The organism is Streptomyces sp. NPDC046909 (assembly GCF_040644695.1).
Taxonomy (GTDB): domain Bacteria; phylum Actinomycetota; class Actinomycetes; order Streptomycetales; family Streptomycetaceae; genus Streptomyces.
On the sequence record NZ_JBEYXC010000018.1, the window covers coordinates 174,912 to 201,138 of the forward strand.

Annotated in this window: 26 protein-coding genes; 10 read left to right on the plus strand and 16 right to left on the minus strand. The window is 73.1% G+C overall.

Features of this window, described 5'->3' with window-relative positions:
* Positions 1-491 precede the first annotated feature (491 nt).
* The 4 genes from ABZ928_RS42780 to ABZ928_RS42795 are packed head-to-tail and all read right to left on the minus strand — an operon-like array spanning position 492 to position 4,700.
* Positions 492-1,148 (minus strand): TrkA family potassium uptake protein, encoded by a 657-nt coding sequence (locus ABZ928_RS42780; RefSeq protein WP_361531713.1) that lies wholly within the window; start codon positions 1,146-1,148, stop codon positions 492-494.
* The gene (locus tag ABZ928_RS42785; RefSeq protein ID WP_361531716.1) at positions 1,145-1,804 is read right to left on the minus strand and encodes a TrkA family potassium uptake protein; all 660 of its coding nucleotides are present in this window, start codon (positions 1,802-1,804) and stop codon (positions 1,145-1,147) included. The genes ABZ928_RS42780 and ABZ928_RS42785 overlap by 4 nt, the downstream gene beginning before the upstream one ends.
* Positions 1,801-4,560 (minus strand): cation-transporting P-type ATPase, encoded by a 2,760-nt coding sequence (locus ABZ928_RS42790; RefSeq protein WP_361531719.1) that lies wholly within the window; start codon positions 4,558-4,560, stop codon positions 1,801-1,803. The genes ABZ928_RS42785 and ABZ928_RS42790 overlap by 4 nt, the downstream gene beginning before the upstream one ends.
* Positions 4,557-4,700 carry a hypothetical protein gene (locus tag ABZ928_RS42795; protein WP_361531722.1) on the minus strand — a complete coding sequence of 48 codons (144 nt, stop codon included), beginning with the start codon at positions 4,698-4,700 and terminating at the stop codon, positions 4,557-4,559. The genes ABZ928_RS42790 and ABZ928_RS42795 overlap by 4 nt, the downstream gene beginning before the upstream one ends.
* 353 nt (positions 4,701-5,053) lie before the next feature.
* Here ABZ928_RS42795 and ABZ928_RS42800 point away from each other — a divergent pair, with 353 nt between their 5' ends.
* Positions 5,054-5,569, plus strand: coding sequence for a nitroreductase/quinone reductase family protein (locus ABZ928_RS42800; RefSeq protein ID WP_361531725.1), 516 nt, complete (start codon positions 5,054-5,056; stop codon positions 5,567-5,569).
* Between the two features lie 48 nt (positions 5,570-5,617).
* Positions 5,618-6,274 (plus strand): hypothetical protein, encoded by a 657-nt coding sequence (locus tag ABZ928_RS42805; RefSeq protein ID WP_361531728.1) that lies wholly within the window; start codon positions 5,618-5,620, stop codon positions 6,272-6,274.
* Positions 6,275-6,405: 131 nt separating this feature from the next.
* Here the strand turns inward: ABZ928_RS42805 and ABZ928_RS42810 are convergent, their stop codons facing one another.
* The gene (locus tag ABZ928_RS42810) at positions 6,406-7,251 is read right to left on the minus strand and encodes a universal stress protein (RefSeq protein WP_361531731.1); all 846 of its coding nucleotides are present in this window, start codon (positions 7,249-7,251) and stop codon (positions 6,406-6,408) included.
* 194 nt (positions 7,252-7,445) lie between these two features.
* Between ABZ928_RS42810 and ABZ928_RS42815 the strand changes: the two genes are divergently transcribed.
* Together ABZ928_RS42815 and ABZ928_RS42820 are read left to right on the plus strand one after the other, a co-directional pair.
* The gene (locus ABZ928_RS42815) at positions 7,446-8,348 is read left to right on the plus strand and encodes a universal stress protein (RefSeq protein ID WP_361531734.1); all 903 of its coding nucleotides are present in this window, start codon (positions 7,446-7,448) and stop codon (positions 8,346-8,348) included.
* Between the two features lie 42 nt (positions 8,349-8,390).
* Positions 8,391-9,374: a hypothetical protein gene (locus ABZ928_RS42820; RefSeq protein ID WP_361531737.1), complete on the plus strand. Its 984-nt coding sequence runs from the start codon at positions 8,391-8,393 to the stop codon at positions 9,372-9,374.
* Between the two features lie 386 nt (positions 9,375-9,760).
* On the opposite strand, the gene ABZ928_RS42825 is transcribed toward ABZ928_RS42820, so the two are convergent.
* Both ABZ928_RS42825 and ABZ928_RS42830 read right to left on the minus strand, forming a co-directional pair.
* A complete protein-coding gene (locus ABZ928_RS42825) occupies positions 9,761-10,636 on the minus strand; it encodes a universal stress protein (RefSeq protein WP_361531740.1) in 876 nt (291 codons plus the stop codon).
* A gap of 384 nt (positions 10,637-11,020) precedes the next feature.
* A complete protein-coding gene (locus ABZ928_RS42830; protein ID WP_361531743.1) occupies positions 11,021-11,695 on the minus strand; it encodes a CBS domain-containing protein in 675 nt (224 codons plus the stop codon).
* 222 nt (positions 11,696-11,917) lie between these two features.
* Between ABZ928_RS42830 and ABZ928_RS42835 the strand changes: the two genes are divergently transcribed.
* Both ABZ928_RS42835 and ABZ928_RS42840 read left to right on the plus strand, forming a co-directional pair.
* Entirely contained in the window at positions 11,918-12,151 is a 234-nt protein-coding gene (locus tag ABZ928_RS42835) for a DUF1918 domain-containing protein (RefSeq protein WP_361531746.1), read from the plus strand.
* Positions 12,152-12,327: 176 nt separating this feature from the next.
* Positions 12,328-12,585: a DUF1876 domain-containing protein gene (locus ABZ928_RS42840; RefSeq protein WP_361531749.1), complete on the plus strand. Its 258-nt coding sequence runs from the start codon at positions 12,328-12,330 to the stop codon at positions 12,583-12,585.
* 60 nt (positions 12,586-12,645) lie between these two features.
* Here ABZ928_RS42840 and ABZ928_RS42845 read toward each other — a convergent pair whose 3' ends face one another.
* The 9 genes from ABZ928_RS42845 to ABZ928_RS42885 are packed head-to-tail and all read right to left on the minus strand — an operon-like array spanning position 12,646 to position 20,413.
* Positions 12,646-13,266, minus strand: a complete 621-nt coding sequence (locus ABZ928_RS42845; RefSeq protein ID WP_361531752.1) for a V-type ATP synthase subunit D — start codon at positions 13,264-13,266, stop codon at positions 12,646-12,648.
* 4 nt (positions 13,267-13,270) lie between these two features.
* Positions 13,271-14,674 (minus strand): V-type ATP synthase subunit B, encoded by a 1,404-nt coding sequence (locus ABZ928_RS42850; protein ID WP_361531755.1) that lies wholly within the window; start codon positions 14,672-14,674, stop codon positions 13,271-13,273.
* Positions 14,671-16,407 carry a V-type ATP synthase subunit A gene (locus ABZ928_RS42855; RefSeq protein ID WP_361531758.1) on the minus strand — a complete coding sequence of 579 codons (1,737 nt, stop codon included), beginning with the start codon at positions 16,405-16,407 and terminating at the stop codon, positions 14,671-14,673. The genes ABZ928_RS42850 and ABZ928_RS42855 overlap by 4 nt, the downstream gene beginning before the upstream one ends.
* Positions 16,404-16,913, minus strand: coding sequence for a hypothetical protein (locus tag ABZ928_RS42860; RefSeq protein ID WP_361531761.1), 510 nt, complete (start codon positions 16,911-16,913; stop codon positions 16,404-16,406). The genes ABZ928_RS42855 and ABZ928_RS42860 overlap by 4 nt, the downstream gene beginning before the upstream one ends.
* Positions 16,914-16,927: 14 nt before the next feature.
* Entirely contained in the window at positions 16,928-17,149 is a 222-nt protein-coding gene (locus tag ABZ928_RS42865; RefSeq protein WP_361531764.1) for a hypothetical protein, read from the minus strand.
* 2 nt (positions 17,150-17,151) lie between these two features.
* A complete protein-coding gene (locus ABZ928_RS42870) occupies positions 17,152-17,574 on the minus strand; it encodes an ATP synthase subunit C (RefSeq protein ID WP_361531767.1) in 423 nt (140 codons plus the stop codon).
* Positions 17,571-19,034 carry a V-type ATPase 116kDa subunit family protein gene (locus ABZ928_RS42875; protein ID WP_361531770.1) on the minus strand — a complete coding sequence of 488 codons (1,464 nt, stop codon included), beginning with the start codon at positions 19,032-19,034 and terminating at the stop codon, positions 17,571-17,573. The genes ABZ928_RS42870 and ABZ928_RS42875 overlap by 4 nt, the downstream gene beginning before the upstream one ends.
* Positions 19,018-19,944, minus strand: a complete 927-nt coding sequence (locus tag ABZ928_RS42880; RefSeq protein WP_361531773.1) for a hypothetical protein — start codon at positions 19,942-19,944, stop codon at positions 19,018-19,020. The genes ABZ928_RS42875 and ABZ928_RS42880 overlap by 17 nt, the downstream gene beginning before the upstream one ends.
* A 10-nt stretch (positions 19,945-19,954) precedes the next feature.
* Entirely contained in the window at positions 19,955-20,413 is a 459-nt protein-coding gene (locus ABZ928_RS42885) for a hypothetical protein (protein ID WP_361531776.1), read from the minus strand.
* Between the two features lie 185 nt (positions 20,414-20,598).
* Between ABZ928_RS42885 and ABZ928_RS42890 the strand changes: the two genes are divergently transcribed.
* The 4 genes from ABZ928_RS42890 (at position 20,599) to ABZ928_RS42905 (ending at position 26,224) form a co-directional block, all read left to right on the plus strand.
* The gene (locus tag ABZ928_RS42890) at positions 20,599-21,462 is read left to right on the plus strand and encodes a CBS domain-containing protein (RefSeq protein WP_361531779.1); all 864 of its coding nucleotides are present in this window, start codon (positions 20,599-20,601) and stop codon (positions 21,460-21,462) included.
* 360 nt (positions 21,463-21,822) lie between these two features.
* A complete protein-coding gene (locus ABZ928_RS42895; protein ID WP_361531782.1) occupies positions 21,823-22,713 on the plus strand; it encodes a universal stress protein in 891 nt (296 codons plus the stop codon).
* A gap of 28 nt (positions 22,714-22,741) precedes the next feature.
* Entirely contained in the window at positions 22,742-25,072 is a 2,331-nt protein-coding gene (locus tag ABZ928_RS42900) for a heavy metal translocating P-type ATPase (protein WP_361531785.1), read from the plus strand.
* Positions 25,073-25,243: 171 nt separating this feature from the next.
* Positions 25,244-26,224 (plus strand): ABC transporter ATP-binding protein, encoded by a 981-nt coding sequence (locus ABZ928_RS42905; protein WP_361531788.1) that lies wholly within the window; start codon positions 25,244-25,246, stop codon positions 26,222-26,224.
* Positions 26,225-26,227 lie beyond the last annotated feature (3 nt).

Here is a 26,227-nt window from a genome sequence, read left to right on the forward strand (position 1 = left end):
GAGGAAGCCGCGGAGGGGCCGCGCCATCCTCGCGCCGACGCGGCCGTCGCCGGCGCGGATACCCCCGGCGGCGGCCGCCCTTCGTCCACGGAACACACCATGTCCTCCCGGCTCACTACCCAGGACGACAGCCACCTCATGCCGGCCTTCGCAGGAACACCACAACCGCCAGGAACCGACCGCACTGACGCAATGGCCTGTGGCACAGCATCGCCGTGCTGACCAGGCCAGTCAGGGGCTTACCAGTGAGTTCGGGGCGAAAACGGTGACGCTGTAATCCCCGCTGCGGTTGCGCCCCCGAGAGCCACCCAAGGCGCTCCCAGGTCTCGAAGGGCTGATCGACAGCCATCGGCTGGTCGGCGTGATCGGCGTGATCGGCGAAGCGAACCTCGCCCGTCGTCTGCCCGAGGACCAGGTGGGCCACTTCGTCGAGGTCGTCTGCGCGGCCCACTCACCATTGCGCCGTGCCCTTTGGCCGGGGTGGGCGGTCGTCACTGGAAGACGGCGTGGATCTCCTGTTCGGTGGCGGCGTGCGAGACGACGAGGAGTTCGTCGCCGGCCCGGAGCCGCATCTCGGGGGCGGGGACGGTAGGTTGGCCGTCACGGATGACGGTGGCGATGACCGTGCCCGCGGGAAGCGTGATCTCGGCGAGCGTGCGTCCCGCGGCGCGGGACTGCGGGGTGATGGCTGTTTCGATGACGTCGACGCCGGCCTTGCTCAGGCGCAGCAGGGCGACGGTGTCCGTGGCGCCGGTGGCCTCCTCGATGAGGGAGATCAGCGGGGTGGCGGCGGGGACCGCTGTGTCGACTCCCCACTTCTGGTCGAACAGCCAGGTGTTCTCGGCGTCGTTGACGCGCGCCGCGACCCGGGGGACCTCGAACTGCCGCTTGGCGAGCAGGCTGATGACGAGGTTGTCCTCGTCGTCGCCGGTGGTGGCGATGACGAGGTCGGCGGTGAGCACGCCCGCGTGCTCCAGGATGTCGGGTTCGCAGGCGTCCCCGGCCAGGAGGCGTACGGGGAGGCGGCCTTCGAGTTCGGCGACGCGGTCGTCGTCGATGTCGACGAGGGTGACATCGTTGCGGGCCGCGGCGAGTACCTGGGCGATCTGGGCGCCCAGGCGTCCCGCGCCGGCGATGAGCGCCTTCATGTCCCCAGCTCCTTGTCCAGAAAGCCGCGCAGGCGGCCGAGTGCGGTGGCGGCGACGGCGAAGGTGACCAGGTCTCCGGGCTCGGCGCGGGTGCTGTGGGCAGGCACGAGCGAGCGGCCGCCGCGGGTGACCTCGACGGCGCGGATCTCGCCGTCCACGTCGAACTCTGCCAGCCGCCGCCCGCTCAGATAGGCGGGCAGTTCGGAACGGACCAACACGGTCTCGCCGTTGCCGAAGGTGAGTTCCGGGGTGAGGTGGCGGTGCAGGAGCATCTGGTGGATCTGGTGCACGGTCCAGCGGACGCTGGCGATGGTGGGGATGCCGAGGTCGCGGTAGATGTCGGCGCGGCGCGGATCGTAGATGCGGGCCAGCACGATGGGAACCCGGTAGGTCTCCTTCGCGGTCCGCGCGCTGACGATGTTGCTGTTGTCGCCCGAGGTGGCGGCGACGAACGCGTCGGCGTGCTCGATCCCGGCGGCCTCCAGCACCGTCCGGCTGTAGGCGTTGCCCTCGTGGAAGCTGCCGGGGAAGCCGGCCGGCAGCAGTCTGCGGGTCTTGGACCGGCGGTCGATGAGCCGTACGTCGTGGCCCTCGGCGACGAGCTGGACGGCGAGTGCGGATCCCACTCGCCCGCAGCCCGCGATGATCACCCTCATGGCGCTCCCTTCCTCCCGGTTCCGGGACGGCGGTGGCGCAGCCACCACTTACGGGTTTCCTCCGCGGCCAGCAGCAGCGCGCCGAATCCGGCGAGGACCGCCCAGTCGGCGGCGGCCAGCGGGGCGGTGTGGAAGACGGCCTGCAGGGGCGGGGCGTAGCTGATGGCCGCCATCAGCGCAATGCCGAAGCAGCCGGCGGCCAGCAGCCAGGGGTTGGACAGCAGGCCGATCCGGAACACGCTCTGCCGGTCGGTGCGCACGGCGAGCGCGTTGAAGAACTGGCTGACCACGATGCCGGCCTGAACCATGGTGATCGCCTCCCGGTAGACCGTGGTGTCCTCGGTGAAGTCGGCGTACGGGATGCCGGAGGCGTGGATGTGCCAGAAGAACACGGCGCACACGCCGAAGGACTGGATGCCGCCGAGGAACAGGATCCGGCCCATCACCGCGGTGGAGAACAGCCGTTCGCGCTTCGAGCGCGGCGGGCGGTCCATGACGTCCGGCTCGGGCGGCTCGGCGCCCAGCGCCAGGGCGGGCAGCACGTCGGAGCCGAGGTCGATCGCGAGGATCTGCACGGCGGTGATCGGTACCAGCGGGAATCCCGCGAAGGTGGCGGCGAGGATCGGGACGAGCTCGGCGATGTTGTGGCTGAAGAGGTAGATCAGGAACTTGCGGATGTTCTGGTAGACAGAGCGGCCCAGACGCACCGCGGTGGTGATGGAGGCGAAAGAGTCGTCCAGCAGCACCATGACGGCGGCCTCCCGGGCCACGTCGGTGCCGGAGGCGCCCATGGCGACGCCGATGTCCGCGTGCTTGAGGGCGGGCGCGTCGTTCGCGCCGTCGCCGGTCACGGCGACGACCTCGCCGCGCCGCTGCAGGGCGGTGACGACCCGCATCTTGTGTTCGGGGCTGACCCGGCACAGCAGCAGCTCGCCTGACTCGGCGAGCAGGGTGTCCAGGGCGTCGTCGTCGAGGGTGTCGAGCCTGGTGCCGGTCACGACGGTGGGATCGGGCCGGCGGACGATGCCCACCCGGCGGGCGACGGCCTCGGCGGTCAACGGGTGGTCGCCGGTGACCATGACGATGCGGATGCCGGCGTGCCGACAGGCGTCGACGGCGTCGCTGACCTCCGGCCGGGGCGGGTCGAGCATGCCGACGAGGCCCAGGAGGGTGAGGTCCGATTCGGCCTCCTCCTGGGTGGGCCGCCTGTCGGGGAGCTGCCGCGACGCCGCCGCCAGGACCCGCAGTCCTTGGGCGGCCAGTTCGTCGTTGGCGGCGAGCGCCATCGTGCGCAACTCGTAGGTCAGCGGCCGCCGTTCGCCCTTCCAGACGACGGACGTGCAGCGGGCGAGCAGTTCCTGCGGCGCGCCCTTGACGTAGGCGTGGATGCCGCCGTCGGGGCCGCCGTGCACGGTGCTCATCAGCTTGCGGGTCGAGTCGAAGGGGAACTCCGTCACGCGGGGCGTGGTGGCCTCTTCGACTGCCGGGTCGAGTCCGGCCTTGGCTGCGGCGACGAGGATGGCCCCCTCTGTGGTGTCGCCGAGGACGCGCCAGCCGTCGTGGTCCGACGGCGGCACCAGTCGGGCATTGCAGCACAGGGCCGCCATACGCAGCAGCTCGCGCACCGACTGCGCGTCGTTCACTTCGCCGACGGGCGCGTACCCCACTCCGGAGACGGCATGCCGGACGCCGTCCGTCCACACCTGTACGACGGTCATCTCGGCCTGGGTGAGGGTGCCGGTCTTGTCCGTGCACACGACGGTGGTGGAGCCCAGTGCCTCCACCGCCAGCAGCTTCTTGACCAGCGCGTGCCGACGGGCCATGCGCCGTACCCCGATGGCCAGGGACACCGAGAGGGTCGCGGGCAGGCCCTCGGGTACGAGGGCGACCATCACGCCGAGCGCGAAGACGAAGGTCTCGACGAGGGGTTCGCCGGCCGGCAGGCGCACCGCGAACAGGACCGCTCCGATGGCCAGAGCCGCGCCCGCCACCCGGCGGGCCATCGAGGCGACCTGGCGCTGCAGGGGGGTCTTCTGGCGCGGCGCCGCGGACGCGAGCCGGAAGATGCGTCCGAACTCGGTCTCCGCGCCTGTCGCGAACACCACGGCCTTTGCGGAACCCGCCACCACGTCGGTGCCCATGAACACGCAGTTGCGGGCCTCCAGCACCGGTCCGGCCGCCACCGGCTGGCGGGTGCGGCCCACGGGGTCACTCTCCCCCGTCAGTGCCGCGTTGTTCACCGAGACCTCGTGCGCCTCCACCAGGCGGCAGTCCGCCGACACCGCGTCTCCGGCCTCCAGGACCACCACATCTCCGGGGACCAGTTCGCGCGCGGGCAGTTCCTGCCGCTCCCCGCCGCGCAGGACCCGGCAGGTGTGGGGCACCATCGCTTGGAGCGACTCGGCGGTGCGCTCGGCGGAGTACTCCTGGACGAAACCGATGGCCGCGTTCAGGAGCACCACACACAGGATCGCCACGGCCAATTGAAGGGTGCCCGTGTCCCGGGGTTCCTGGAGCCCGTACGCCAGGAAGGTGATCGCTGACGCGACGAGCAGCACCACCGCGAACAGGTCCGTGAACTGGCCGACGAGATCCCGCCACCAGGCCCTGCGGTGGGGACGCGGCAGTTCGTTGGGGCCGTACCGCTCCCGTCGTACGGCCGCTTCCGGGGGCTCCAGGCCGCGCGGCGAGGTGCCCAGGGCGGTGAAGACGTCCCGGGTGGCCAGGGTCTGCACCGAGGGCCCGCTCGTCGTCATGGCGCCGCCAGACATACGGAGTCGAAGCGGGCGGCGTGGCGGGCGGCCATGTCCTCATCGTGGAGTCCGTCATCACGGGCCGCGATCCCGGCACCGGCGATCGCGTACGGTGCCCGAGGCGGCGCGCAGACGGCGTTCATCCCTCAAGGATCCGCGCTGCCCGGCCTCGCGGACGCGGGCCGTACGGCCCTGAGGAGGAGCCGTTCGGTCCCTGCGGGATGACCGTGCTCTCACCGGGCCTGCGTCGTGGGTGGGTCGGCGGCTGTTCCAGCCCCAGGTTGGACCGGATGCCGTCAGCGGGGGACCGATCGGCCCTAGCCGACGGGCCGGAGCGGGCGGAGTTTGGCGGGCGAGGGGTGTCGACCGTCCGGCCCCCGCCCGGTGCAGAGAGGGGACCACCGTGCTCACGACCAGGCAGGCCGCATCGGAGTTCCTCGCCCGCGGGCGTGTCGCCACGCGGGAGTGCGGTGACGTGCCGAGGCGGGTGTGAGTCATGGGACGCGATGACTCCGCACGTCTGCTGCACCGGTTCGACCGGTGGATGTACCGCGGCGGCCGCCCGGGCCGCCTGGCACGGGTGATGAACCGGCAGTCGGTGCTCGCCGCCTCGGCGGGGCTGGCACCGCGGCGCCTGGTCGCGATGGAGGTGCCCGGGCGTCGCACTGGCCGGCGTGTCTCGCTGCCTCTGGTGGTCGCGGACCACGAGGGCGACCGCTATCTGGTGTCGATGCTCGGCGACACCGCGAACTGGGTGCGTAACGTCCGAGCGGCCGACGGGCGTGTGGTGCTGCGGCACGGACGTGCCGAGGCCGTACGCCTCGAAGAGGTCGAGGTAGGCGCCCGCGCGCCGGTCCTGCGCCGCTACCTCGCGCTCGCGCCGGGAGCTCGGGCGCATCTGAGGGTGGACCAGCGGGCCCCGCTGGAGGAGTTCGCCCGGATCGCCGACCGGGTCCCCGTCTTCCGCATCCTGCCCGACCGACCGGAGTCGGGTGACAGGAGCGGATCATGACCACCACGTCCGCCACAGCGGGAACCCCCGCCGCCGGTGCCTGCGATCGTGCCGACGCGTTCTCCGTCTCGGGCTGATGAAGACGTTCGGGCCGACCCCGTCGCCGGGGTCGCCTACGGCTGGGTCGCCGACGACGTCCAGGACCTCGTCGGCGACAACGACACCATGCGGGACATCATCGCCAGCCTCGGCGGGGCCAGTCTCACCGACGCCTACCTCACCCGTTCGCTGCTCACCGCCGCCCTGATCGGTGGCGGCTACGTCGTCCAGGCCGCGCTGCGCCCGCGCGGGGAGGTGCCCGCCCTGCGTGCCGAGCCCGTCCTGGCCACCTCCGTCTCCCGCCTGTGCTGGACGGCAAGTCATCGGACCGTCGCCCTCGTCGGCAGCGTCCTGGTGCTCACCGCCGCCGGGCTGGGCACCGGCCTCACCTACGCCCTGGCCAGCCATGACCCCGGCCAGATTCCCCGCCTGCTCGGCGCGGCGCTGCTCTACGCTCCGGGTCCTCGCCGGCCTCGCCACCGTCCTCTTCGGCCTCGCGGCACGCGCTGTGAATGCCGCCTGGGCGGTCCTCGGCTTCTGCCTGGTCGCCAGCATCCTGGGCGACATCATCACCCTGCCGAACTGGCTCCTCGGCCTCTCCCCGTTCCAGCACCTCCCCCACCTCCCGGCCCAGCCACCCGACCGCCACCACACCGGCAGTCCTGACGGCGATCGCAGCAGCCCTGACGGCAACCGGCCTGGCCGCCTTCCGCCGACGGGACATCGGACAGCCAGCCCCCCGTGGCTCCGCGCCACATGCAGACGTACCGGCCGGGCGGCCAGGCGGCCGGCTTCGATCACGCCGGTACCACGGCCACCGGACATCCGGCATGCCCGACAAGCCGGTTCAGGGCGGCACCGAGCCTGTTCCCGCGCCGGCCGGCCACCAGCAGGTCCGCCCGGCCCGATGCCCGCACCAGGGCCTCGCCGACGCCGAAGAGCACAACGTCCTCCAGTACCCGCACCCGCGGGTACTTCTCCCGCCACGGGCGCAGGGCGTCGGAAAGGAGCTGTACCTCGTCGTCCTCCAAGGCGGCCCGGTCTCCGCCCGGCACGGCGAAGGGGAGCAGGGCGGCGTCGGGTTCCGGCATCTTCCAGGCGTGCACCACGCGCAGGCGGGCGTCCAGGTGATTCGCCCTGTCGAAGGCGAAGTCGAGGGCCTCGTCGTCCGGCTGCCGTGCCTCGACGCCGACTGCGACCTTGTCCGTGCGCCATCCAGTGCCCGTGCAGGCGGGCCCGCCGGGCACCAGAACTACCGGCCGTTCGGAGCGTTCGGCCACCGCGCGGGCCACCGAACCGACCGCCAGCCCCGCGCATCCCCCGGCGCCACGTATCCCGAGCACGAGCAGTTCGGCCGAGGCGCCCAGGGCAAGCAGCTCCGACGCCGGCTCACCGTCGATCCGGATCTCCTCCGCCGTCAACTCTGGGTGCTGGGACGCCAGTTCGACCATGGCCCGGCCCGTCGGCGTCTCCGGGAGGTGGGCCCGTGATTCGGTCAGATTCGCCCCGGACAGCTCCGTCACATCCGTCACATGCACCACCCGCAACGGCAGCCTCCGCCACAGGGCCTCCCGCGCCGCCCAGTCCGCCGCCACTCCGCTCCGCGCGGAGCCGTCGACTCCGACAACGATGGTCCGTTCCATGGCCGTTCGCCTCCCGCGTGGACACGGCGCCGAGTGCCGCCGTCCCCACGGTCATCCGCGGCGCGGCATTCCGCGCAGGGGCCGTACGGGCCGAAGCGTGGGCCCGGTGGCCCCTGCGCCGCACGACAGACCGGCCCGACGATGGGAACAGGACCGAGAGAAACCCAACGAGCGAGCACGACGGAGGTGCCGCCATGTCACGACCGGTCGTCGCCGGAGTCGACGGATCCCCCGAGAGTCTGGCCGCCGCGGAGTGGGCCGCCCGGGAGGCGGTGCGCCGCGATCTGCCCCTGCACCTGGTGCACGCCTCCGACTGGGCCCCGGACCGGGCGCCCTCCGCCGCGGCGAGCGCGGTGCGACGTCACGTGGGACGGGGCGTGCTGCGCAAGGCCGAGGAGCGCATCGCGCGGACCTGCCCCGGGGTACGGCTCACCGACGAGCACGCCGAGGCCCCGGCGGCCGCGGCCCTGACGAACGCCGCGCACAACGCCGAGTTGCTCGTGCTCGGCTCCCGCGGTCTGGGCGGCTTCACCGGGTTCGTCGTCGGGTCGGTGGCCCGGGCCGTCGTGGCCCGGGCGACCCGGCCGGTCGTCCTGGTCGAGGCCGGGCAACGGTCCGAGGACGAGCATCTGCCGGACGAGGACGGCAATATGTCGCTGCTCACGCCGTACCGGGACGTCGTCCTCGGCCTCGACCTGAGCGACCCGTGCGACGAGGTCATCGAGTTCGCCTTCGAGGCAGCCCGGTTGCGCGGTGCGACGCTGCACGCGGTCCACGCCAGGGACGACGCGTCGACCGTCGCTCTCGCCCCCGGCGAGCCCGGCATCGGCGAAGGACCCCGGCACGAGGAGGAGTGGCGCGCCTTCCTCGCCGCCGTGCTGCAGAACTGGCGCGACAAATACCCCGGCGTCGAGGTCAACGAGACGGTCGTCAACGGCAGGGCCACAACCCATCTGGTCCGCGCCGCCTCAGGTGCCGGACTGCTCGTCGTCGGCCGCCGTGTACGCGAGACACACCTCGGTCCGCGCACCGGCCCGGTCACCCTCAACGTGATCCACCACGCTCGCTGCCCCGTCGCCGTCGTGGCGCACGACTGAGCCCCCGCGAAGCAGAGGCAGCGACGAACGGCGGTGCCCGTCATGGACGCAACGCACACCCAGGTCGACCACGCGGCCAATCATCTGGTCCGCGCGGCCGTCACCGCGCCCTCGGTCCACAACAGCCAGCCCTGGCTGTTCGTCAACCGGGAGACGGGGCTCGATCTCTACACGGACCCCACGCGCCGACTCCTGCTCACCGACCCGGAAGGGCGGGAGCAGGTCATCAGCTGCGGGGCGGCCCTGTTCAACCTGCGGATCGCCATGCAACACCTGGGCTTCCGGCCCGTCGTACAGGCATTCCCCGACTCGTGGAACCCTGCCCATCTCGCCGGCGTCGGCTGGGGACCGCACGCCAGGCCGAGCACCGACGAGAACCTGATGTACCGCGCTCTGCGGCAACGGCACACGCACCGCGGCCCCTTCCAGCACTCCCCGCTCCCGCAACCGCTGATCGGAGAACTGCGCGAGCACGCCCGGGCCGAGGGCGCCGAGCTGTACACGGTGGACTCCCGCCACGCACAGCGTCATCTCGCGGAACTGGTCCGCACCGCCGAAGCGATCCACCGCTCGGACCCCGGACACGTCGCCGAACTCGCCCACTGGACCCGGGCCACCCTGGACGCGCGTCCGGACGGCGTCCCGCTGGACGCCTGCGCCCGCCACCCGGACCAGACCGGTCTCGCCGGGCGCGACTTCCTCCGCTTCGCGCACACCCCGCCCGCCGCACCCGTGTCCTGGCCGCCCGGGACGGGACTGGTCGTCCTCCTCACCACGCGGCACGACACCCGGGAGGACTGGCTGCGCGCCGGACAGGCCCTGCAACGGGTCCTGCTGCACACCACCACCCGCTTCGCCGTGGCCGCCTTCCACACCCAGCCCCTCGAAGTACCCCGGCTGCGCGCCCAGATACGCACAACGCTGGCCCGCGGAGAGTTCCCGCAGATGATTCTGCGCCTCGGCCACGCCACCCGCGCCCGGCCGACCCGACGACGACCGGCCGACGCGGTCCTTGCGGCGGGTTGACAGCGGCCGCCCCGCCGCCGTGTGAGACGACCGGCGTCGGAAATCCGTCGCGGGCGTCCCCGTTGAGCGGCAGTCGTACGGCCGCGAAGAGGTCGGTGAACAGGTCGACGAGGTCGCACCGCAGCCCCCTCCGCTCGCCGGGCGGCAGGTGGTCGAACCCGAACTCGTCGCACCGCGCGGCCGATCCGCTGACGCCTGTTCGGGGCAGGGCCTGACGGGGTCCGCGCGGTCGGAGGTGAGGCGGTTCACACCGCTCCGGCATCCACGGGCCGGTGAAGGCACCGCCCGACGACGGGCGTCCCCACAACCGTCCTCCGGCCACCGACTGAACGCCGACGCCCTTCCCCTGTCGCAGGACGCGCCATCTGCTCCTGTGGTCGCCCGTGTCAATCGTGAGGAACGACCGCGACGGGGCAGCGCGCGTGATGGATGGCGGCGTGGGCCACCGAGCCCAGGCGTGGCGCCAGGGCGGGACGGTGCTTGCGTCGGCCGACGACCAGCAGCCCGGCGCCCGCGGCGGCCCGTACGACGGCCCTGGCGGGACTCTCGAGACCGACACCGTCATCCACCACCACGCCCGGGAACTTCTCGCGCCAGGGACGGAGAACCTGGCTCAGGCTCTTCTGCGCGTCCCGCGTGATCTCCTCGGTGATGTCATGGTCCACGCCCCAGGGAACGTGCGCATGGACCGGCACGCTTCGGCCGTGGACGGCCCGCAGGGGCACGCCCCGCGCCACAGCGGTACCGAAGGCGAATGCGAGCAGGTCGTCGCAGGGGCCGTGCAGTTTCAGCGCCACCACTACGCCCGCTGCCATGCCCTCAATGGGCGACGGCCCCTCCTTGCGCGCTTCGGCACGCACCAACACCACCGGCTGCTCGGCCCGGGCCACGACATGCATACTCACGTCGCCCAGGAAGTAGCTCTCGATGGGCTCCAGCCCCCGCGAGCCGAGCACGAGCATCTCGGATTCCGACGCCGCGTGCAGCAGCGCCTCCTGGGCGTCGTCGGCGACCAGACTGCCGACGATGACGAGGGCAGGGTGGCGCGCCTGGAGCTCCGCTTTCGCGTTGTGCACGATCCGTCTCGCCCAGTAGTTCTGATCCACCTCGGCAGGGACCTGGGCCGGTTCCGGCATCAGCAGGGGCCACGCATGCAGCAGGCGCAGCGTGAGCCTGCGGTGCTCGGCCTCGTCGGCGGCCCAGTGGGCAGCGGCAAGGCTCTCGGGTGAGCCGTCGAGGCCCACGGTGACAACTGGCTCCATGGCGACTTCCTCCGTCACGTCGGGAACTGGGAGGGCGGTGAGCGCGAGTGGTCTTCGGCGAGTGAGCGCCCGCGTCGATGTGCCGGGTACGGCGCCTCTCATACGAGGATGACTCCACATCCCCCTGCGGCGCATGTGGTCGCGGTGTGACGCCCGGGGGAGGCGCGAGCCGCTGCGGAGCCCCCTGTGGGCAGCGTGCACGTGCTCAACCAAGTCAGCCACCAGGCTGCGAGGACGGAGCCGGCCGCGCCTCGCCCGGGCCCACCCGGGCTCGGTGACGTTCCTGATGGACGCCTACGTCACGGAGGCGGGGCCAGGCACGACCTCGCCCTGCGGTTGGCCTGCCCATGTGACCGGCTGAAGACGCACCCGGTCCCGCGCTCGTCACGTCCCGGCGGAGACACTCCGCGAGTCGTCGGTCCGGTACGTGATGTGGTCGGCAACCGAGACCACGCCGTCGACGCTCCTGCACAACCGTTCGATGACGGGGATCAGGCTCTTCGTCTCGACCGATCCCCGGAGGGTCACCTGCCCCTCGCGTACGTCGGCCGTCACCTCCAGGGGAGCCAGGCCCAGCGTCCGCCGAAGCACGTCCCCGCTGATCTCGTCACGGATGGCGTCGTCACGGCGCAGGAAGATCCGCAACAGGTCGCCGCGGCTGACGATGCCCTGGAGCCGGTCCGCCTCGTCGACCACGGGCAGCCGTTTGACGTTCTGGAGAGCCATGAGGCGAGCCGCCTCGACCACGGTCCAGTCCGCACGCGCGCAGACGGCGGGAGCCGACATCAGCTCCTCGGCGCTGGTGCCGTCGGCCTTGGCCCGCTCCCACGCCTCCAGATGCGGTAGCGGTATGCGGCCGGACGGATCGGTCTGGCCGGACGACTTGCGCAGCAGATCGGCCTCGGACACCACACCCAACGGGCGGTCCAGGTCGTCCACCACGGGTACGGCGGTGACGTCGTTCTCCGCCAGCAGCTTGACGATCTCCTTGAACGGTGTGTCGGGCCTCGCCCGGACGACGTTGCGCGTCATCAGGTCTGCGACCGTGCGGTGGTGCATGGCGTCTCTCCCTTCCGGGGTGACAGCCGGGGGTGGTCACGTGTCCAGCGTGTCAGGAACCGGCCGCCCGTGAGTAAGCCGGTCAGGACCCTGTTCAGGGCCGGTCGGCCCGGAGACCGGGCCGACCGGCCCTCCGGATGGGGTTCTCGAGCCCATGCGGCGGCACGCCGCGCGTGTCACGTTGGGTACAGCAGCACTCCGCGGAACGGGAGGAGGGCGACCATGCGAGCTCAACTGGGCGATCAGCTCATTGTCGAAAGCCCGACCACCGGCGTCACCAGGCGCGACGGCGAGATCGTCGGACTGCGCCACGAGGACGGAACGCCACCCTACGACGTGCACTGGTCGGACACGGACGAGGTGACACTCGTCTTCCCCGGGCCCGACGCGCATGTCCACCATGTCGAACACAAGCATGGAAGCCCCTACGGCCCCTCCCCGGACGAGCGCGGATGAGGAAGGTGAGCGGGCGGGCGTAGTGTCCGGCGGCGCCTTCTGGGCGGGCCGTTCGGCCCTGGACCGCCCGTGTGGAGGGGAGCAGGCTGAGGGGTGGAAAGAGGAGTCGGCCCAGGCTCTCCCGCAGCCCGGCGCCCGGCCCTCGTACCCTCCCCATCCGCTCGGGAGTGATCACGATGGAAGCCAAGCAGTGGACCGTGCAGATCTACATCACCGAGGAAGGCGACGACACGCACGCACGTGCCGTCCTGAACACCCGGGACACCTCGACGGTCACCGGCCGGGGAGTGGCCCGCCGCAACCCGATCGACCGTTCGATTCCGGAGATCGGCGACGAACTCGCCGCCAGCCGCGCCCTGGAGGACCTCGCCATCCGGCTCCACGACGTCGCCTCCGACGACATCGTCCAGTTGGCAGGGCCCGCCCAGCCGTGACGGTGTGAAAACAACGACGCACCGGTCACCGATCCGCCGTCGCCGAGGCGTCGACCGCCGTCAGATGCCGTCCTCAAGAGCACGGGCGGCCCAGCGCCTGCGTACCGCGTCCTCGTGCTCGCTCTGTTCCAGGGCGAGGTCGGCACGGGCCAGCGCCTGCTCCAGTCGCGGGATCCAGTGGCGTTGCAGGGCGCGCACGCGCTGCCGGGTACTGAGCACCTCGGCCCCGACGGCGCGGGCCGCGGCGCGGGCGACGGCGTACTCGGCGGCGGCCCGCACCGCCTCGGCGTAGGCGGCCTCGGCATGGATCAGCCCGGTGTTGGGGGGTGCCGGTGCGTCCGGGTCACGTTCCGGCACCGTGCAGGAAGCGGCCCGCGGGTGTCGTACGCCCATCGTGGACGTCCAGGCGATCTCCAACTCGGCGGGACGTTCGGGGTGCGGCGATTCCAGGGACTCTTCGCCGCCGAGGAGCAGTCCACGTCGTAGCCAGGTCTCGGCCTCCCGCAGGCGCTCGTGCCAGTGGTCCCGGGCGGTGCGCTCGGCGCGCAGCAGCTCTTCGTGCCGGGCGCGCAGGATGCGCAGTTTCTGGTCGAGCAGGTCCGCGCCGCGCCGCGCGACCTCCAGGCTGTGGCGCAGCCGCATCCGGCCGGCTCGTCCGGGTGGGGTGCGCAGGTCCGCCATGGGATCACCCGCCCTCGGTCGCGTCGTGCGCGTCGAGGAACTCGGCGGGCAGCATGGCCAGTTGGCTGCGGGGCAGGGTGAGCAGCACCTGCCAGGCACGCTCCAGGGTCTGTTCCAGCGTACGGAGTTCGTCCCTGCGCTGATCGACGAAGGTGTGTGCGAACGCCTCGTCGAAGTCGAGGTAGCGGCGGTCGGTGGGGCTGAGGGCCGCCTGCCCGACGAGATCGGCCAGCTCCTTGATCTGCCGGGCCCGGGCCAGGGCGGCGAGCAGCTGTGCGGCGACGTCGAGGTGATCGTCGCGGGTACGGCCGGGGCCCGCGCCCTTGCGCATCAGCCGGGACAGTGAGGACAGGGCGTCCACCGGCGGGTAGACGCCCTTGGCGTGCAGCTCGCGGGAGAGCACGATCTGCCCTTCGGTGATGTAGCCGGTGAGGTCGGGAACCGGGTGCGTGATGTCGCCGGCGGGCATGGTGAGCAGCGGCAGCACGGTGACCGAGCCGGGCAGCCCCCGGATGCGTCCGCAGCGCTCGTACAGGGAGGCCAGGTCGCTGTAGAGGTAGCCGGGATAGGCGCGGCGGGCCGGTATCTCGCCGCGGGCCGCGGAGACCTCGCGCAGCGCCTCGGCGTAGCTCGTCATGTCCGTCATGACCACCAGTACGTGCCGGCCCTCGCCGAAGGCCAGCTGTTCGGCGACGGTGAGCGCGATGCGGGGGGTGAGGATGCGTTCGATCACGGGGTCGTCGGCGGTGTTGAGCAGGAGCACCAACTCGCCTGCGGCGGACCGCTCTTCGAGTGCGTCGCGGACGAAGTCGGCGTCCGCGTGGGTCACTCCCATGGCGGCGAAGACCACGCAGAACGGCTCGCCCCCGGCCGTCGACTGGGCCGCTATCTGCGCGGCCAGTTCCAGGTGCGGCAGGCCCGCCGCCGAGAACACCGGCAGCTTCTGGCCTCGTACGAGGGTGGTGAGCGCGTCCACGGCGCTGACCCCGGTCAGCACGGGTTCGGCGGGCGGCTCGCGGCGTACCGGGTTGATGGGACGGCCGCTCACCGCCGAGGCGGCGGCGCCGAAGACGGGCGGTCCTTGGTCAAGGGGTTCACCGCGGCCGTTGCATACGCGGCCCAGCCAGCCGGGGCCCACCGGGATGCGCAGCGGCGCTCCGGTGAAGGCGGCCCGGATCCGTGCCGGGTCGATGCCCGCGGTGTCCTGCAGCACCTGCACCACGGCCGTGCCACGGTCGGCGTCCAGCACGAGTCCGTGCCGCCGCTCCCCCGAGTCGAGGGTGAACTGCACGAACTCGTCCCAGCCCACCCCCTCCACCTTGTCGACGACCGCTAGGGGGCCGCGCAGTTCGCGCACCGAGGTGTACTCGATGCGGCCCCAGTCGCCCCGGTCTCCGGTGCTGTTCACGACACCTCCCTGAGCCGGTCGAGCATGGTGCGGTGCAGCCGCTCCACGGTGGCCGCGTCGTGCGGGCCCGCCTCCTCGCGGGCGCGCAGCACGGGCGAGAAGTCGACTTCCTCGATGTGTGTCACCGGCACTCCGGAGTCGGCCAGTTCGCGGCACCGGTCGACGACGGCCAGTACCGCCTCGGCCAGTGCGGCCGTCTTCTCCGCGCCGCTGTAGGCGTCCCGTTCGGACAGCGCGCTCTGTTGCAGCACGCCTTCGCGCAGGAGCCGTCCGCCCAGGACGCTGATCCGCTCCTGGGCGGGCAGTGCGGTGATGCCGACCAGGTCGACCAGATCGGCGAGCCGGTCGGCCTCCGCGAGCAGGCCCGCCACTCGCGCGCGGCGGGCGGGCCAGTCCGGGTCGTCCGTCGCGGCGTGGTGGACACCGAGCACCTCGGCGTCGCGGGAGAACGACTCGGCCCAGGAGACGGCCGGGTAGTGGCGGGCGTAGGCGAGTTCGCGGTCCAGGGTCCACAGGCAGCGCACGAAACGCTGGGTGTGGGCGGTGACCGGTTCCGCCATGTCGCCGCCGGGTGGGGACACCGCGCCGATCACCGTCACCGAGCCGTTACGGCCGCCCAGGGTGGTCACCGCGCCCGCCCGTTCGTAGAACGCGGCGAGGGCCGAGGCAAGTCCGGCCGGATAGCCCTCCTCGGCGGGCAGGGCGCCGGTGCGGGAGGCGAACTCACGCAGCGCCTCGGCCCACCGGGAGGTGGAGTCGGCGATGACGACGACGTCCAAGCCCATGTCGCGGAAGTACTCGGCGACCGTGACGCCGGTGTAGATGCTGGCCTCCCTCGCCATCATCGGCATGTTGGAGGTGTTGGCGATGATCACGGTCCGGTCGGCGAGGCGGCCGCCGGTGCGCGGGTCGGTGAGCGCGGTGAACTCGTCGATGACGTCGGCCATTTCGTTTCCGCGCTCCCCGCAGCCGACGTAGACGATGACATCCGCGTCGCACCACTTGGCGATCTGCTGCAGCAGCACCGTCTTTCCGGTGCCGAAGCCGCCGGGGACGGCGACGGTGCTGCCCAGGGCCACCGGGAAGAGCAGGTCGATGGCCCGCTGCCCGGTGCCCAGCGCCCTGCCGGACTCCAGCCGCTCCCGGACGGGGCGGGGCCGGCGGACGGGCCAGTCGGTGGTCATCCGGACCGGGGTGCCCGCCACCGACGCGACGACCGCGTCCGCGGGGAGCGAGCCCTCGCGCGCGATGTGGTCCACCGGGCCGGTGCGGCCGGGCGGCACCAGAACCCGCAGCGGGACCGGTCCCGCGCCGTGGATCTCGCCGAGCACATCCCCCTGCTGGACGGAGTCGCCCGCCTTCGCCTGCGGCACGAACGCCCACTCGGGCCGCTGCCCGTTCGGCCGGCCGACGCCTCCGGGCTCCAGCCACGCGCCCGCTGCCGCCAGCGGGCGCAGCAGCCCGTCGAAGATGCCGCCCAGGAGTCCCGGTCCGAGCGACGCCGACAGCGGCCTGCCGAGCGAGTGCACCGGCGCGCCGGGGGCCAGACCGCCCGTGTATTCGTACGCCTGGACGGTGACGACCCCGTCGCGGATCGCGACGACTTCCCCGGGCAGCCCGGCGTCGCCGAGTGCGACCAGGTCGCTCATCGCGGTGCCGCCGGTGTACTCGGCCTCGACGAGCGGCCCGGTGACCCGCAGAACGCGGCCGCGGCCGTGCGGTGCGAACGTCATGGCGCCCACAACTCCTCTGCCTCCGTGCCGATCCGTTCCAGTGCCCGGCGCGCGAGCGCGTTCAGGCTGCAGTCGAGCCTGCGGTCTCCCGTCTCGCCGACCACGCCGCCGCCGGGGGCCTGCGTGATCCGGGCGTCGGGGCCCAGCGCGTCGCGTACGTACGCGGTCAGCCGGGCTCGCAGGAGCGGGTAGGAATCCGTCCCGCGCAGGTCCTCGACGCCGCTGACGACCCGTCGACCCAGCTCCTCCCAGCACTCACGGTGAGCGGCGAGTTCACGGGCCCGGGCGTCCCTCCGGGCGCGGGTACGCGCGGCGTCGCGGGCGGTCGCGGCGTCGTCCTCGCCCAGCCTGCGAGCCTCGGCGAGGATCGTCGCGGCTTGGGCCTCGGCGTCGGCGAGTACGGCCGAGGCCTCGTCGTCGGCCGCGGCCAGCAAGGTGTCAGCCTCGGTCCTGGCGGCCCGCAGGAGCTGGGCCCGCACCGGATCGAGCGCCGTGTCGGCTCCCATGGGAAGCGCGGTCCTCATGGCGGCATCACCACGATGAGCGGGCCCCGGCCGTCCATCGGCTGCTCGCCGAGTGCCTCGGCCGCGGCCGGTGTCACGATGACCATCTCCACATCCGGAGACAGCCCCTGCCAGGCCGCGCGCACGGCCTCCGGCTCCTCCGCTGGGCGAAGCAGGACACCCGAGGACGCCAGTCCGAGGATGCGCAACCGTTCCCCGATCGCCGCGATGTGAGCCATGGTCAGGTCTTTCCGAGCAGGATGATGGCGACGACCAGACCGTAGATGGCGATGCCCTCGGCAAGGCCGACGATGACCATGGCCCGGCCGAAGAGTTCGGGACGTTCGCTCATCACCGCCAGAGCGGCGGCGCCGGTGTAGGCGACGGCGATCGCCGCGCCAATCGAGGCGCCGGCGACCGCGATGGCCGCGCCGATGAGCGCCGCGGAGTTGGAGCCGGAGCTCTGCGCGGCCGCGGTGGCCGTGTGGGCCTGTGCCGAACCGTCGCTCAGGGCCACGAGCAGGAGCACCAGGGCTCCGGTGAACAGTGCCGCGTCCGCCGCGAGGATCGACCGCAGCACCCCCGGACTGCGGCGGCGCAGCAGCCGGCGGGTGACGGCGAACGCCGCCACGAGCACGGGCAGCGCGATCAGCCAGGCGATCATGTCATCGCCTCCGTTCCATGGTGTGCGGAGACTCCTTGTGGTGCGGAGACCGGGTGTTGATGGGGTTGCGTGGGCACGTGCCAGGGCCGGAAGGGCCGGCCCTCGGTGTCGAAGACCCGGGAGAACAGCTCGTAGAACTCCAGGCGCAGCGCCTGCACCCCGGCGACCAGTGCCTCCAGCGCGAAGGCGAGCGCGTTGCCGAGGACGAAGACGGCAAGCGCGGCGACGAGCCCCGCGGGCCCGGCCCCGGCCAGGCCGGTGGTGCCCTGCCAGACGATGCCGCCGAGCGCGGCGTGGGTCAGCCCGAACGCCGCGAGCCGCGCGAAGGAGATGGTGTTCGACCCGATCCGGACCACCACGTCGAAGAGCTGGATGCCGGTCTGCAGGCCGCCGGAGACACCGCCTCCCGACTGGGCGAACAGCCCGGTGCCGGCCAGCAGCAGCCCGGTCAGAGCGAGCACCGCGCCGCTCGCCGTGAGCACCGGCCCGTGCAGGACCGCTCCCCCGGCGACCAGGGCGAACCCCAGGAACACCGAGGCGCCGGCGATGCCGGACGGCGCGTACAGTGCTCCGCCCGGTCCGTTCTCCCGCCACCGGTTGACGATGCCCGCCACGTAGGCCAGGGCGAGCAGGAGCGCGCCGAATCCGACGGCGCTCGCCAGGAGCAGCACGGGTTCGTCGAGCGGGTTGAGCCACAGCACCGGCAGCACGCCGGTGGGGCCGAAGAACTCCCCGTAGGCGAAGCCGGCCAGGGTGCTCGCCAGCCCCGCCCCGGCGACGAACGGCCACAGGGGACGCAGCGAGGCGAGTCGGCGGGGTCGTCCCAGTCGCAGCAGCAACGCCCCGAGGAGCAGCAGGGCGCCGTGGCCCGCGTCGCCGAACATCATCCCGAACATGACGACGTAGGCGATCCCGGCGGGCAGCGTGGGGTCGATGTCGGAGTACGGGACCGTCCCGTAGGTGCGCACCAGCGGCACGAGAGAGCGCCGTACCGGGCCCGTGGCGGGCAGTTGGGTCGGCGGGTCGATGCCGCGCGGTGCGCGCAGCGGCACGACGGCGCCTCCCGCGTCGGCCAGGCTGCGGCTGAGCCGGGGCACCTCGGTCACGGGGCACCAGCCGGCCAGCGCGGCCACCGGACCATGCCGCAGCGCGGCCTCCCTGTAGCTCTCGAACTGCGCCTCGCCCTCCAGGAGGTCGGCCCGGCCCGCCGCCTGGAGGGCGTCGAGATCGGGTGCCGTGCGGGAGAGCAGGGCCGTGGCGGACTCGGCACGCAGCGTCTGGAGCCGCCGTGCGGCGGGTCCCGTGGCTCGGGCCGCGTCGTCGGCGCGGTCCAGTTCCACGCACCCCGCGTCGGCGACCCGCACCAGCACATCCCGCAGCGCGGCGCGGGGGGCGACGACGGCCACCCGCTGCATACGGACCGGCGCCGCCGGTGTCAGGGAGTCACTGAAGCAGGTCATCGAAGTCCTCCCGTGCCCGGCCTTCGTGTGCGGCGGCCACCAGAGCGGCACGCACCCGCCACGCGTCGACGGTCAGCACCGCGGTGGCGCCCACGACCGGCGACACGTCAAAGCGCGCCCGATGCAGCATCCGCAGGCCGTCCCGCTCGACCGCGAGCCACCAGCGGGCCTCTGCGCGCCACAGGTCCGCGGGCCTCTCGGCACCCTCCAGCGCCCAGCGGGCCACCGACGGCAGATGCGCGCGGAAGTCGACGTAGGACGAGGCCCGCACAGCGGACCGGCCGAGGATCCGCTCGGCGTACCCGGCGGCCCGCCCGGTCAGCCGGCGGCCCAGCAAGAAGCTCTCGCGCGCCACCAGCAGCGCAGCGTCACCCGCCGCCCACCGGGCCGCCGGCGGGAGGTCGGTCACGAGACGGGCGTCCGCCGACAGCCGCATCCCGGTCACCACGGTTGCCGCCGACTCGCCCCCGGGGTCTCCCCACCCGGAGGCAGTCAGTACCGCCCGTACCTCGCCCGGCGACCTGGCTCCGGCCAGTCGCGGCCAGGCGGTCGACAGTGCCCCCAGTCGGTACGGCGCGGGCCGCGGCTCGCCGGACAGGACGTACAGATGGTCCCGGGTGTTCGCGATCTCGAAGCCGGCGGCAAGTTGTCGTACGGCGGCGACGCCGAGGCGGGGCTGCCAGCCGGCGAGCACCCGCAGCTGCCACAGCAGCACACCGAAGACCGCCCGCCCGGCCTCTGCGGTCCCGGCCTCCGCATCGAGGGCGCGTCCGTACGGGGTACCGGCCAGTGCGCGCAGGGCGTCGGACAGGGTGGCCGCGTCTGCCAGTGCCCGTGCCCCGTCCGGGCCGAGGCGTCCCACGGCCATCGACCTGGCCCGTGTCACCCCCGCGACCCAGCCCGCGCCCATCGCGACCCTCCTAGTCCGGTCCGCCCTGCTCGGTGTCTCGGACGGCGGTCAGTTCGCCCGCCACCCGCGCGACCATCCGCGCCGCAAGGGCAGGCGTGCGCTCACGTGCCCTCGCACGCAGCGCCTCCACCGCCCGCCGCGACACGGCGTCCGTCCGCGCGGCCTCGGCGGCCGCCTCCTGCCGGATGCGGGCCGCGGTCCCGCTTCTGACCTCCAGGGCCTGCGCCCGCGCGGCCCGCACCATGTCCTCGGCCCGCCGAGCCGCGGCGCGGCGTCGTGCTTCCGCCTCCTGGAGGGCGGTGGAACGGATCCGGTCGGCCTCGGCCGCGGTGTCGTCCAGCTGCGCGAGCGAGGGTTCCAGTTCGGCCGTGAGCGCGGCCGACCGGTCGGCGGGGACACCTCCTGGTGCGGCCTGGCCGGGTGAACCGGCCGGCCGAAGCCGGATGCGGAACTCCCGGAACCCGAGCATGAGAACCTCCCGGCCCGACATCGGCGCTCGCCGCCGTGACCCCTACTCACGTTACGAAGGGCACGAAAGCCTCTCTAGGGCTGTTTGCCCCGCGGAAGGGGCCGGTCGGCCCTGTCACGGCCGATGCGTCGGCGAGACGGTGGGAACACAGCGGCCGTGGTCTGCACGCATGGTGGGAGGCAGCCATGAATGACCGAGACGCACGAGAACACGGTGCCGCGTCGGCGGAGGCACGGCGGCGTGTGCCGGCGTTCGCCCCGGCGCCGGCCGAGGAGTTTCACCAGGACATGATGGTGCGCTACTTGCAGGCCATGGCCTCCCACTCGCACTCGGGGGACGTCGCCGACCAGGCGCCCCTCCCCGCCGCGAAGACCGGAGCCGGCACGACCCGGCCCCCTCGTGAGAAGGCCGGCACGATCGCGGAGCTTCAGGTGCGCGACGTCATGAGGCGGTCCGTGGCCGGAATTCCCGGCGACACACCGTTCCTGGACGTCGCCCGGATGCTGGCCCGCCGGCAGACCGGGGCCGTACCCGTGGTGGACGGCGCCCAGCGGGTGGTCGGCGTGATCGCGGAGTCCGACCTTCTCGCCCGGGCGGCATCCCGTGCCTCGGGCGATCGTCCCGGCGCGTTCGCCCGGATACTGCGACCGCACGCCACAGACGCGGGAGAGACGGCGGCCACCCTGATGACCGCGCCCGCGCTCACCGTCCAGCCCTGGACCCCTGTGATCGATGCGGCGCGCACCGCCGCCCGTTCCCGGATCAGGCAGCTGTTCGTGACCGACCACAAGGGACACCTGGTGGGAGTCATCAGCCGCAGCGAACTGCTGCAGGCCCTGGTCAGGGACGACGCGGCCATCCGGGAGGAGGTCGTCGACGTCGTCGAAGGCGAGCTGGGCATTGATCCGGCACGCGTGCAGGTGCAGGTCGTGAACGGCATGGTCATGCTGAAGGGCTCGCTGGACGCCGCACTGATCCCGCAGCTGAGGTCGGCAGTGGAACAGATCGCGGATGTGGTCGCGGTGGTGGACCACCTCATCGCCGCATGAGAAGAGCCGCGCACGTGCGGTGTGTTCAGGGCTCTCGTCGGAGATGACGCGGGGTGTGCCGCACTGCCCCGCCGCGTCGGCGAGCGGCACACCGGTAACCGAGGTGCCCCAGACGGACCGGGCTCACGTCGGAGCGGCGGGACCCCGAGCCCGGCGGCGTCGGCCGGGCAACCCTCGCCGCGCCGCTCGAAGGTTCAGCCCTCCTCGTCCGGCCCACGACAGGGCCGGACGGACCCCGGGAGCGAACCGTCCGGCCCTCGCCCCGGCGGCCGTCCGGCGACGACCCTGGAAGTGACGGAAGCGGAGGAGTGCGCGCGTCGCAGCGGTCCCCGCGTGCCGCGCCGACACCGGAGGTGGGCCATGAGCGGTCCTGTCGTCGTCGGGCTCGACGGTTCCCCAGCCGGCATGACGGCCGCGTGGTGGGCCGCCCGCGAAGCGGTGGACAGACAACTGCCCCTCCTTCTCTTCCACTCCTGGACCACCCAGCCTCTCGATGTGCCCGCCGCCCGAGAGGCCCTGGGCAAGCAGCAGTACGGGGGACGGGCACTCCAACAGGCCGAGACCGAACTGCTCCACCGGTACCCCGGTCTGGCCCTCACCACGGAACTGGCCTCAGCCCCTGCCGCGGAAGCCCTGCTGGACCTCAGCGGGACCGCTGCCCTGCTCGTGCTCGGCTCCCGCGGACACGGATCGACGGCGAGCTTCCTGCTCGGCTCCATCAGCCTGCACGTCCTGGGGCGCGCACAGTGTCCGGCCGTCACCGTCCGGGCCGGTGACCCGGCCGTCGAGGACGGCTGGGAGCACCCCGCCGCGACGGACCACGACGAGGTCGTGGTCGGCGTGGAGGCGCCGGGACCGGCCGCCGACGCCCTGCTGGACCTCGCGTTCACCACCGCCGAGCCACGCGGAATGCGGGTACGTGCCGTGCGGGCCCTCCCGCTGGCCAGCCTGGTGCCCTATCCGCACACGATGGCCGCCGGGCGCCCGGACAGCCGCCACCAGGCGGAGGAGCGCATGCGGCTCGCGGCCGCGCTGGCGCCCTGGCGCGAGAAGTTCCCCGGCGTCCCCGTCGTCGAGCAGGTCTCGACCGGTCCGGCCGCGGCGGTGCTGTTGTACGCAGCGGCACACAGCGGACTCGTGGTCGTGGGCCGCCGACGGCATCCGTCCCATCTGACCTGGAAACTGGGGCCGGTCGCACACGCGGCGCTGCACCACGCCCCGTGCCCGGTCGCCGTCGTCCCGCACGACTGAGATACCCAGACAGGTGAGCGAGGCTTCGATGGACCGCCTCATTCCGGGAGAACCTCCGCGCCGCTCGTTCGCTGCGTTCTTCCTGCCGCCCAGGCTCGAACCCGCCCTCCTGGCCGTCACGGCCGCTGCCCTGACAGCCGGTGGCGTCTTCTGGATCTCCGGCGCGTCCGGCGCCGCCGACCTGTGCTGGGGCCTGGGCACCGTCGTGGCCGTCGCGCCCGCGGTGGGCTGGGTGCTGGCCGCGTTACGGCGCGGTCACGCGGGCGTGGATCTGATCGCTGTCCTGGCGCTCGGCGGCACCCTGGCGGTGGGCGAATACCTGGCCGGGGCGCTGATCGCGCTGATGCTCGCCACCGGGCGCACCCTGGAAGCCGCGGCGCAGCGACGGGCCTCCCGTGACCTGCGGGCGCTGCTGGAACACGCGCCCCGTACGGCCCGCCGTCGCGTCGGCGCCGAGGCGCGCACGGTGCCGCTCGCCGACATCGCCGTCGGTGATCTGCTCGTCGTCGGCCCCGGCGAGGTCGTCCCCGTCGACGGACTGGTGGTCGGTGCCACGGCCGTCCTCGACGAGTCGGTGCTCACCGGGGAGTCCCTGACCGTGGAGCACGCTCCTGGGCAGAGCGTGCGCAGCGGTGTGGTCAACGCGGGTGCTGCCTTCGAGCTCACGGCAACGGCGACCGAGCAGGACAGCACCTACGCCGAGATCGTGCGGCTGGCCCAGCAGGCAGGGGCGGAAGCCGCCCCGGTCGTGCGCCTGGCCGACCGCTACGCGGCCTGGTTCCTGCCCCTGTCCCTGGCGGTCTCGGGGGCGGCCTGGCTGGTCAGCGGCGACGCCGTGCGGGCGGTGGCGGTGCTGGTGGTCGCCACACCGTGTCCCCTGCTGCTCGCGGCGCCCGTGGCCATCGTCTCCGGCCTGTCGCGGGCCTCCCGGCTCGGCGTGGTGATCCGTGACGGCGGAGCCCTGGAAAACCTCGGCCGGGCCCGGACCCTGCTGCTCGACAAGACCGGCACCCTCACCCGCGGCCGCCCACAGGTTCTCGACGTGACCGCCGCGCCGGGCTGGAAACCTGCGGACGTCCTGCGGCTGGCCGCCTCCCTCGACCAGTACTCCCCGCACGTCCTGGCCCAGGCCATCGCCACCGCCGCCCGGGAACGGGGACTGCGACTGGCCGTGTCCACCGAGGTGTCGGAGCAGCCCGGCCGGGGCGCCACCGGCATCGTCGACGGACAGCGGATGACCGTCGGCCGCCTCGACGACCGCGCGGCGAGGCCGGCCTGGACCCGCCCGGTCGACAACCGCGCGCTCCTGGACGGGGCCGCCGTCGCCTGGCTCACCGTCGGCGGCCGCGCCGTCGGCGCCGTCCTGCTGCGCGACCCGCTGCGCCACGACGCGCCCCGCGCCCTGCGCAGGCTGCGCGCGGCCGGCATCGACCGGCTCGTGATGCTCACCGGCGACCGCCCCGCACCCGCCCGCGAGATCGCCGCCGTCCTCGGCCTGGACGACGTACAGGCCGGGCTCACTCCGGCCGGCAAAGTCGCCGCCGTACGCGCCGAACGCGCCCGCGCGGTCACCGTCATGGTCGGCGACGGCGTCAACGACGCCCCCGCGCTCGCCGCCGCGGACATCGGCGTCGCCATGGGCGCACGCGGCTCCACCGCTTCCTCCGAGGCCGCCGACATCGTCCTGACCACCGACCGGGTGGACCGGCTGGCCGACGCCGTCGCCATCGCCGTACGTGCCCGACACATCGCCGTACAGAGCGCCCTCGGCGGCATGCTGATGTCGCTGGCCGCCATGGCCGCGGCCGCCTTCGGACTGCTCCCGCCCGCCGTCGGCGCCCTGCTGCAGGAGGGCATCGACGCCGCGGTCATCCTCAACGCGCTGCGCGCCCTGCGCGTCGAGCAGGCGACCCGCCCGGCGCTCCAACCCGCCACGGAAGCGCTCATCCACCGCTTCGCGGCCGAACACGACGACCTGCAGGCCGTCCTGGAAGCCGTACGCGACGCCGCCGACCGCCTCTCGGACTCCCCCGGTCCGGAGGCCATCGCCACGGTGGAAGAGGTGCACCGGCTGCTCACACAGCGGCTGCTGCCGCACGAGTACGCCGAGGAACACCAGCTGTACCCGGCGCTCGCCCCCGCCCTCGGAGGTCCCGAGGCGACCGCCACCATGAGCCGCGCCCACGCCGAGATCGAGCGGCTGGCCCGTCGCGTCGCCACCCACCTCACGCTCGCGCCCGACGGGAACCTCGCGCCGGAGCAGCTCGACGACCTGCGCGCCTGCCTCTACGGCCTGCACACCGTGCTGCGGCTGCACTTCACGCAGGAGGAGGAGAACTACTTCTCGCTCGCGCCGTGAGTCGTCGTATGCGCCAGGGCCGGAGACACACGCCCCCACACGCCGAGGGCCAGAACGTGGAGGACTTGGGCCGGGTGGCCCTACGCCTGGCCCGTGCGGTCCCTGTCCCGAGCCCGGCGGCGGCACGAGGCTCGACAGGAAGGCCGTGGCGACGACCGTCGAGGTGAGGTCATGAACGACTCAGTGGGACACCCGGACGGTGCCGGGCGGGCCGTGCTCGACTGCGCGCACCTGGTCCGGCGGTTCGGCGACCGCACCGCCGTGGACGACGTGTCGTTGCGCATCGCGCCGGGCGAGACGTACGGGCTGCTCGGGCCGAACGGCGCGGGCAAGACGACCACGATCAGGATGGCCTGCGGACTGCTGCGCCCCGACGCCGGGAGCGTGCGCGTCGCGGGCCTCGCGATGACCACGGCCGCCGGACCGGCCAAGAAGCTCATCGGCTTCGTCCCGCAGGACGTGGCCCTCTATCCGGACCTCAGCGTCCGGGAGAACCTCCGCTTCTTCGGACGCCTGTACCGGCTCTCCCGCCGCTCCCTGGAGCGCCGTGTCGACGAGGTCCTCGACCTCATCGAGCTGCGCGACCGCGCCGGCGAACGGGTGGACTCGCTGTCCGGTGGCATGCGCCGGCGCCTCAACATCGGTGCAGGCCTGGTGCATTCACCGACACTGCTGGTGCTGGACGAGCCGACGGTCGGGGTCGATCCGCAGAGCAGGCACGCGATCCTGGAGAGCGTCACCCGGTTCGGTGAGGAGGGCATGGCGGTCCTCTACACCACGCACTACATGGAGGAGGCCGAGCGGCTGTGCGACCACGTCGGGATCATCGACCGGGGGCGTCTCGTCGCCGAGGGCGGTCCGCGCGAGCTGGTGGCGCTGGTGGCCGAACGCGACCGGGTCCGCCTGTCCGCCGCCGGCAACCTCACGGCGTACGCGGACGCCTGCCGTCGTCTGGCCCGCGTCGAGGGTGCGGCGCGCACCGGCGACCACGGTGAGGTGCTCGAACTGGTCGTCAAGGACGCGCGCAGCCTGCTGCCCGAACTCCTCGACCTCGCCCACGAACAGGGCGTCGGCATCCGCAGCGTGGAGATCGACGAACCCGACCTGGAGGCGGTCTTCCTCCACCTGACCGGCACCGCGCTGAGGGAGTGAGCC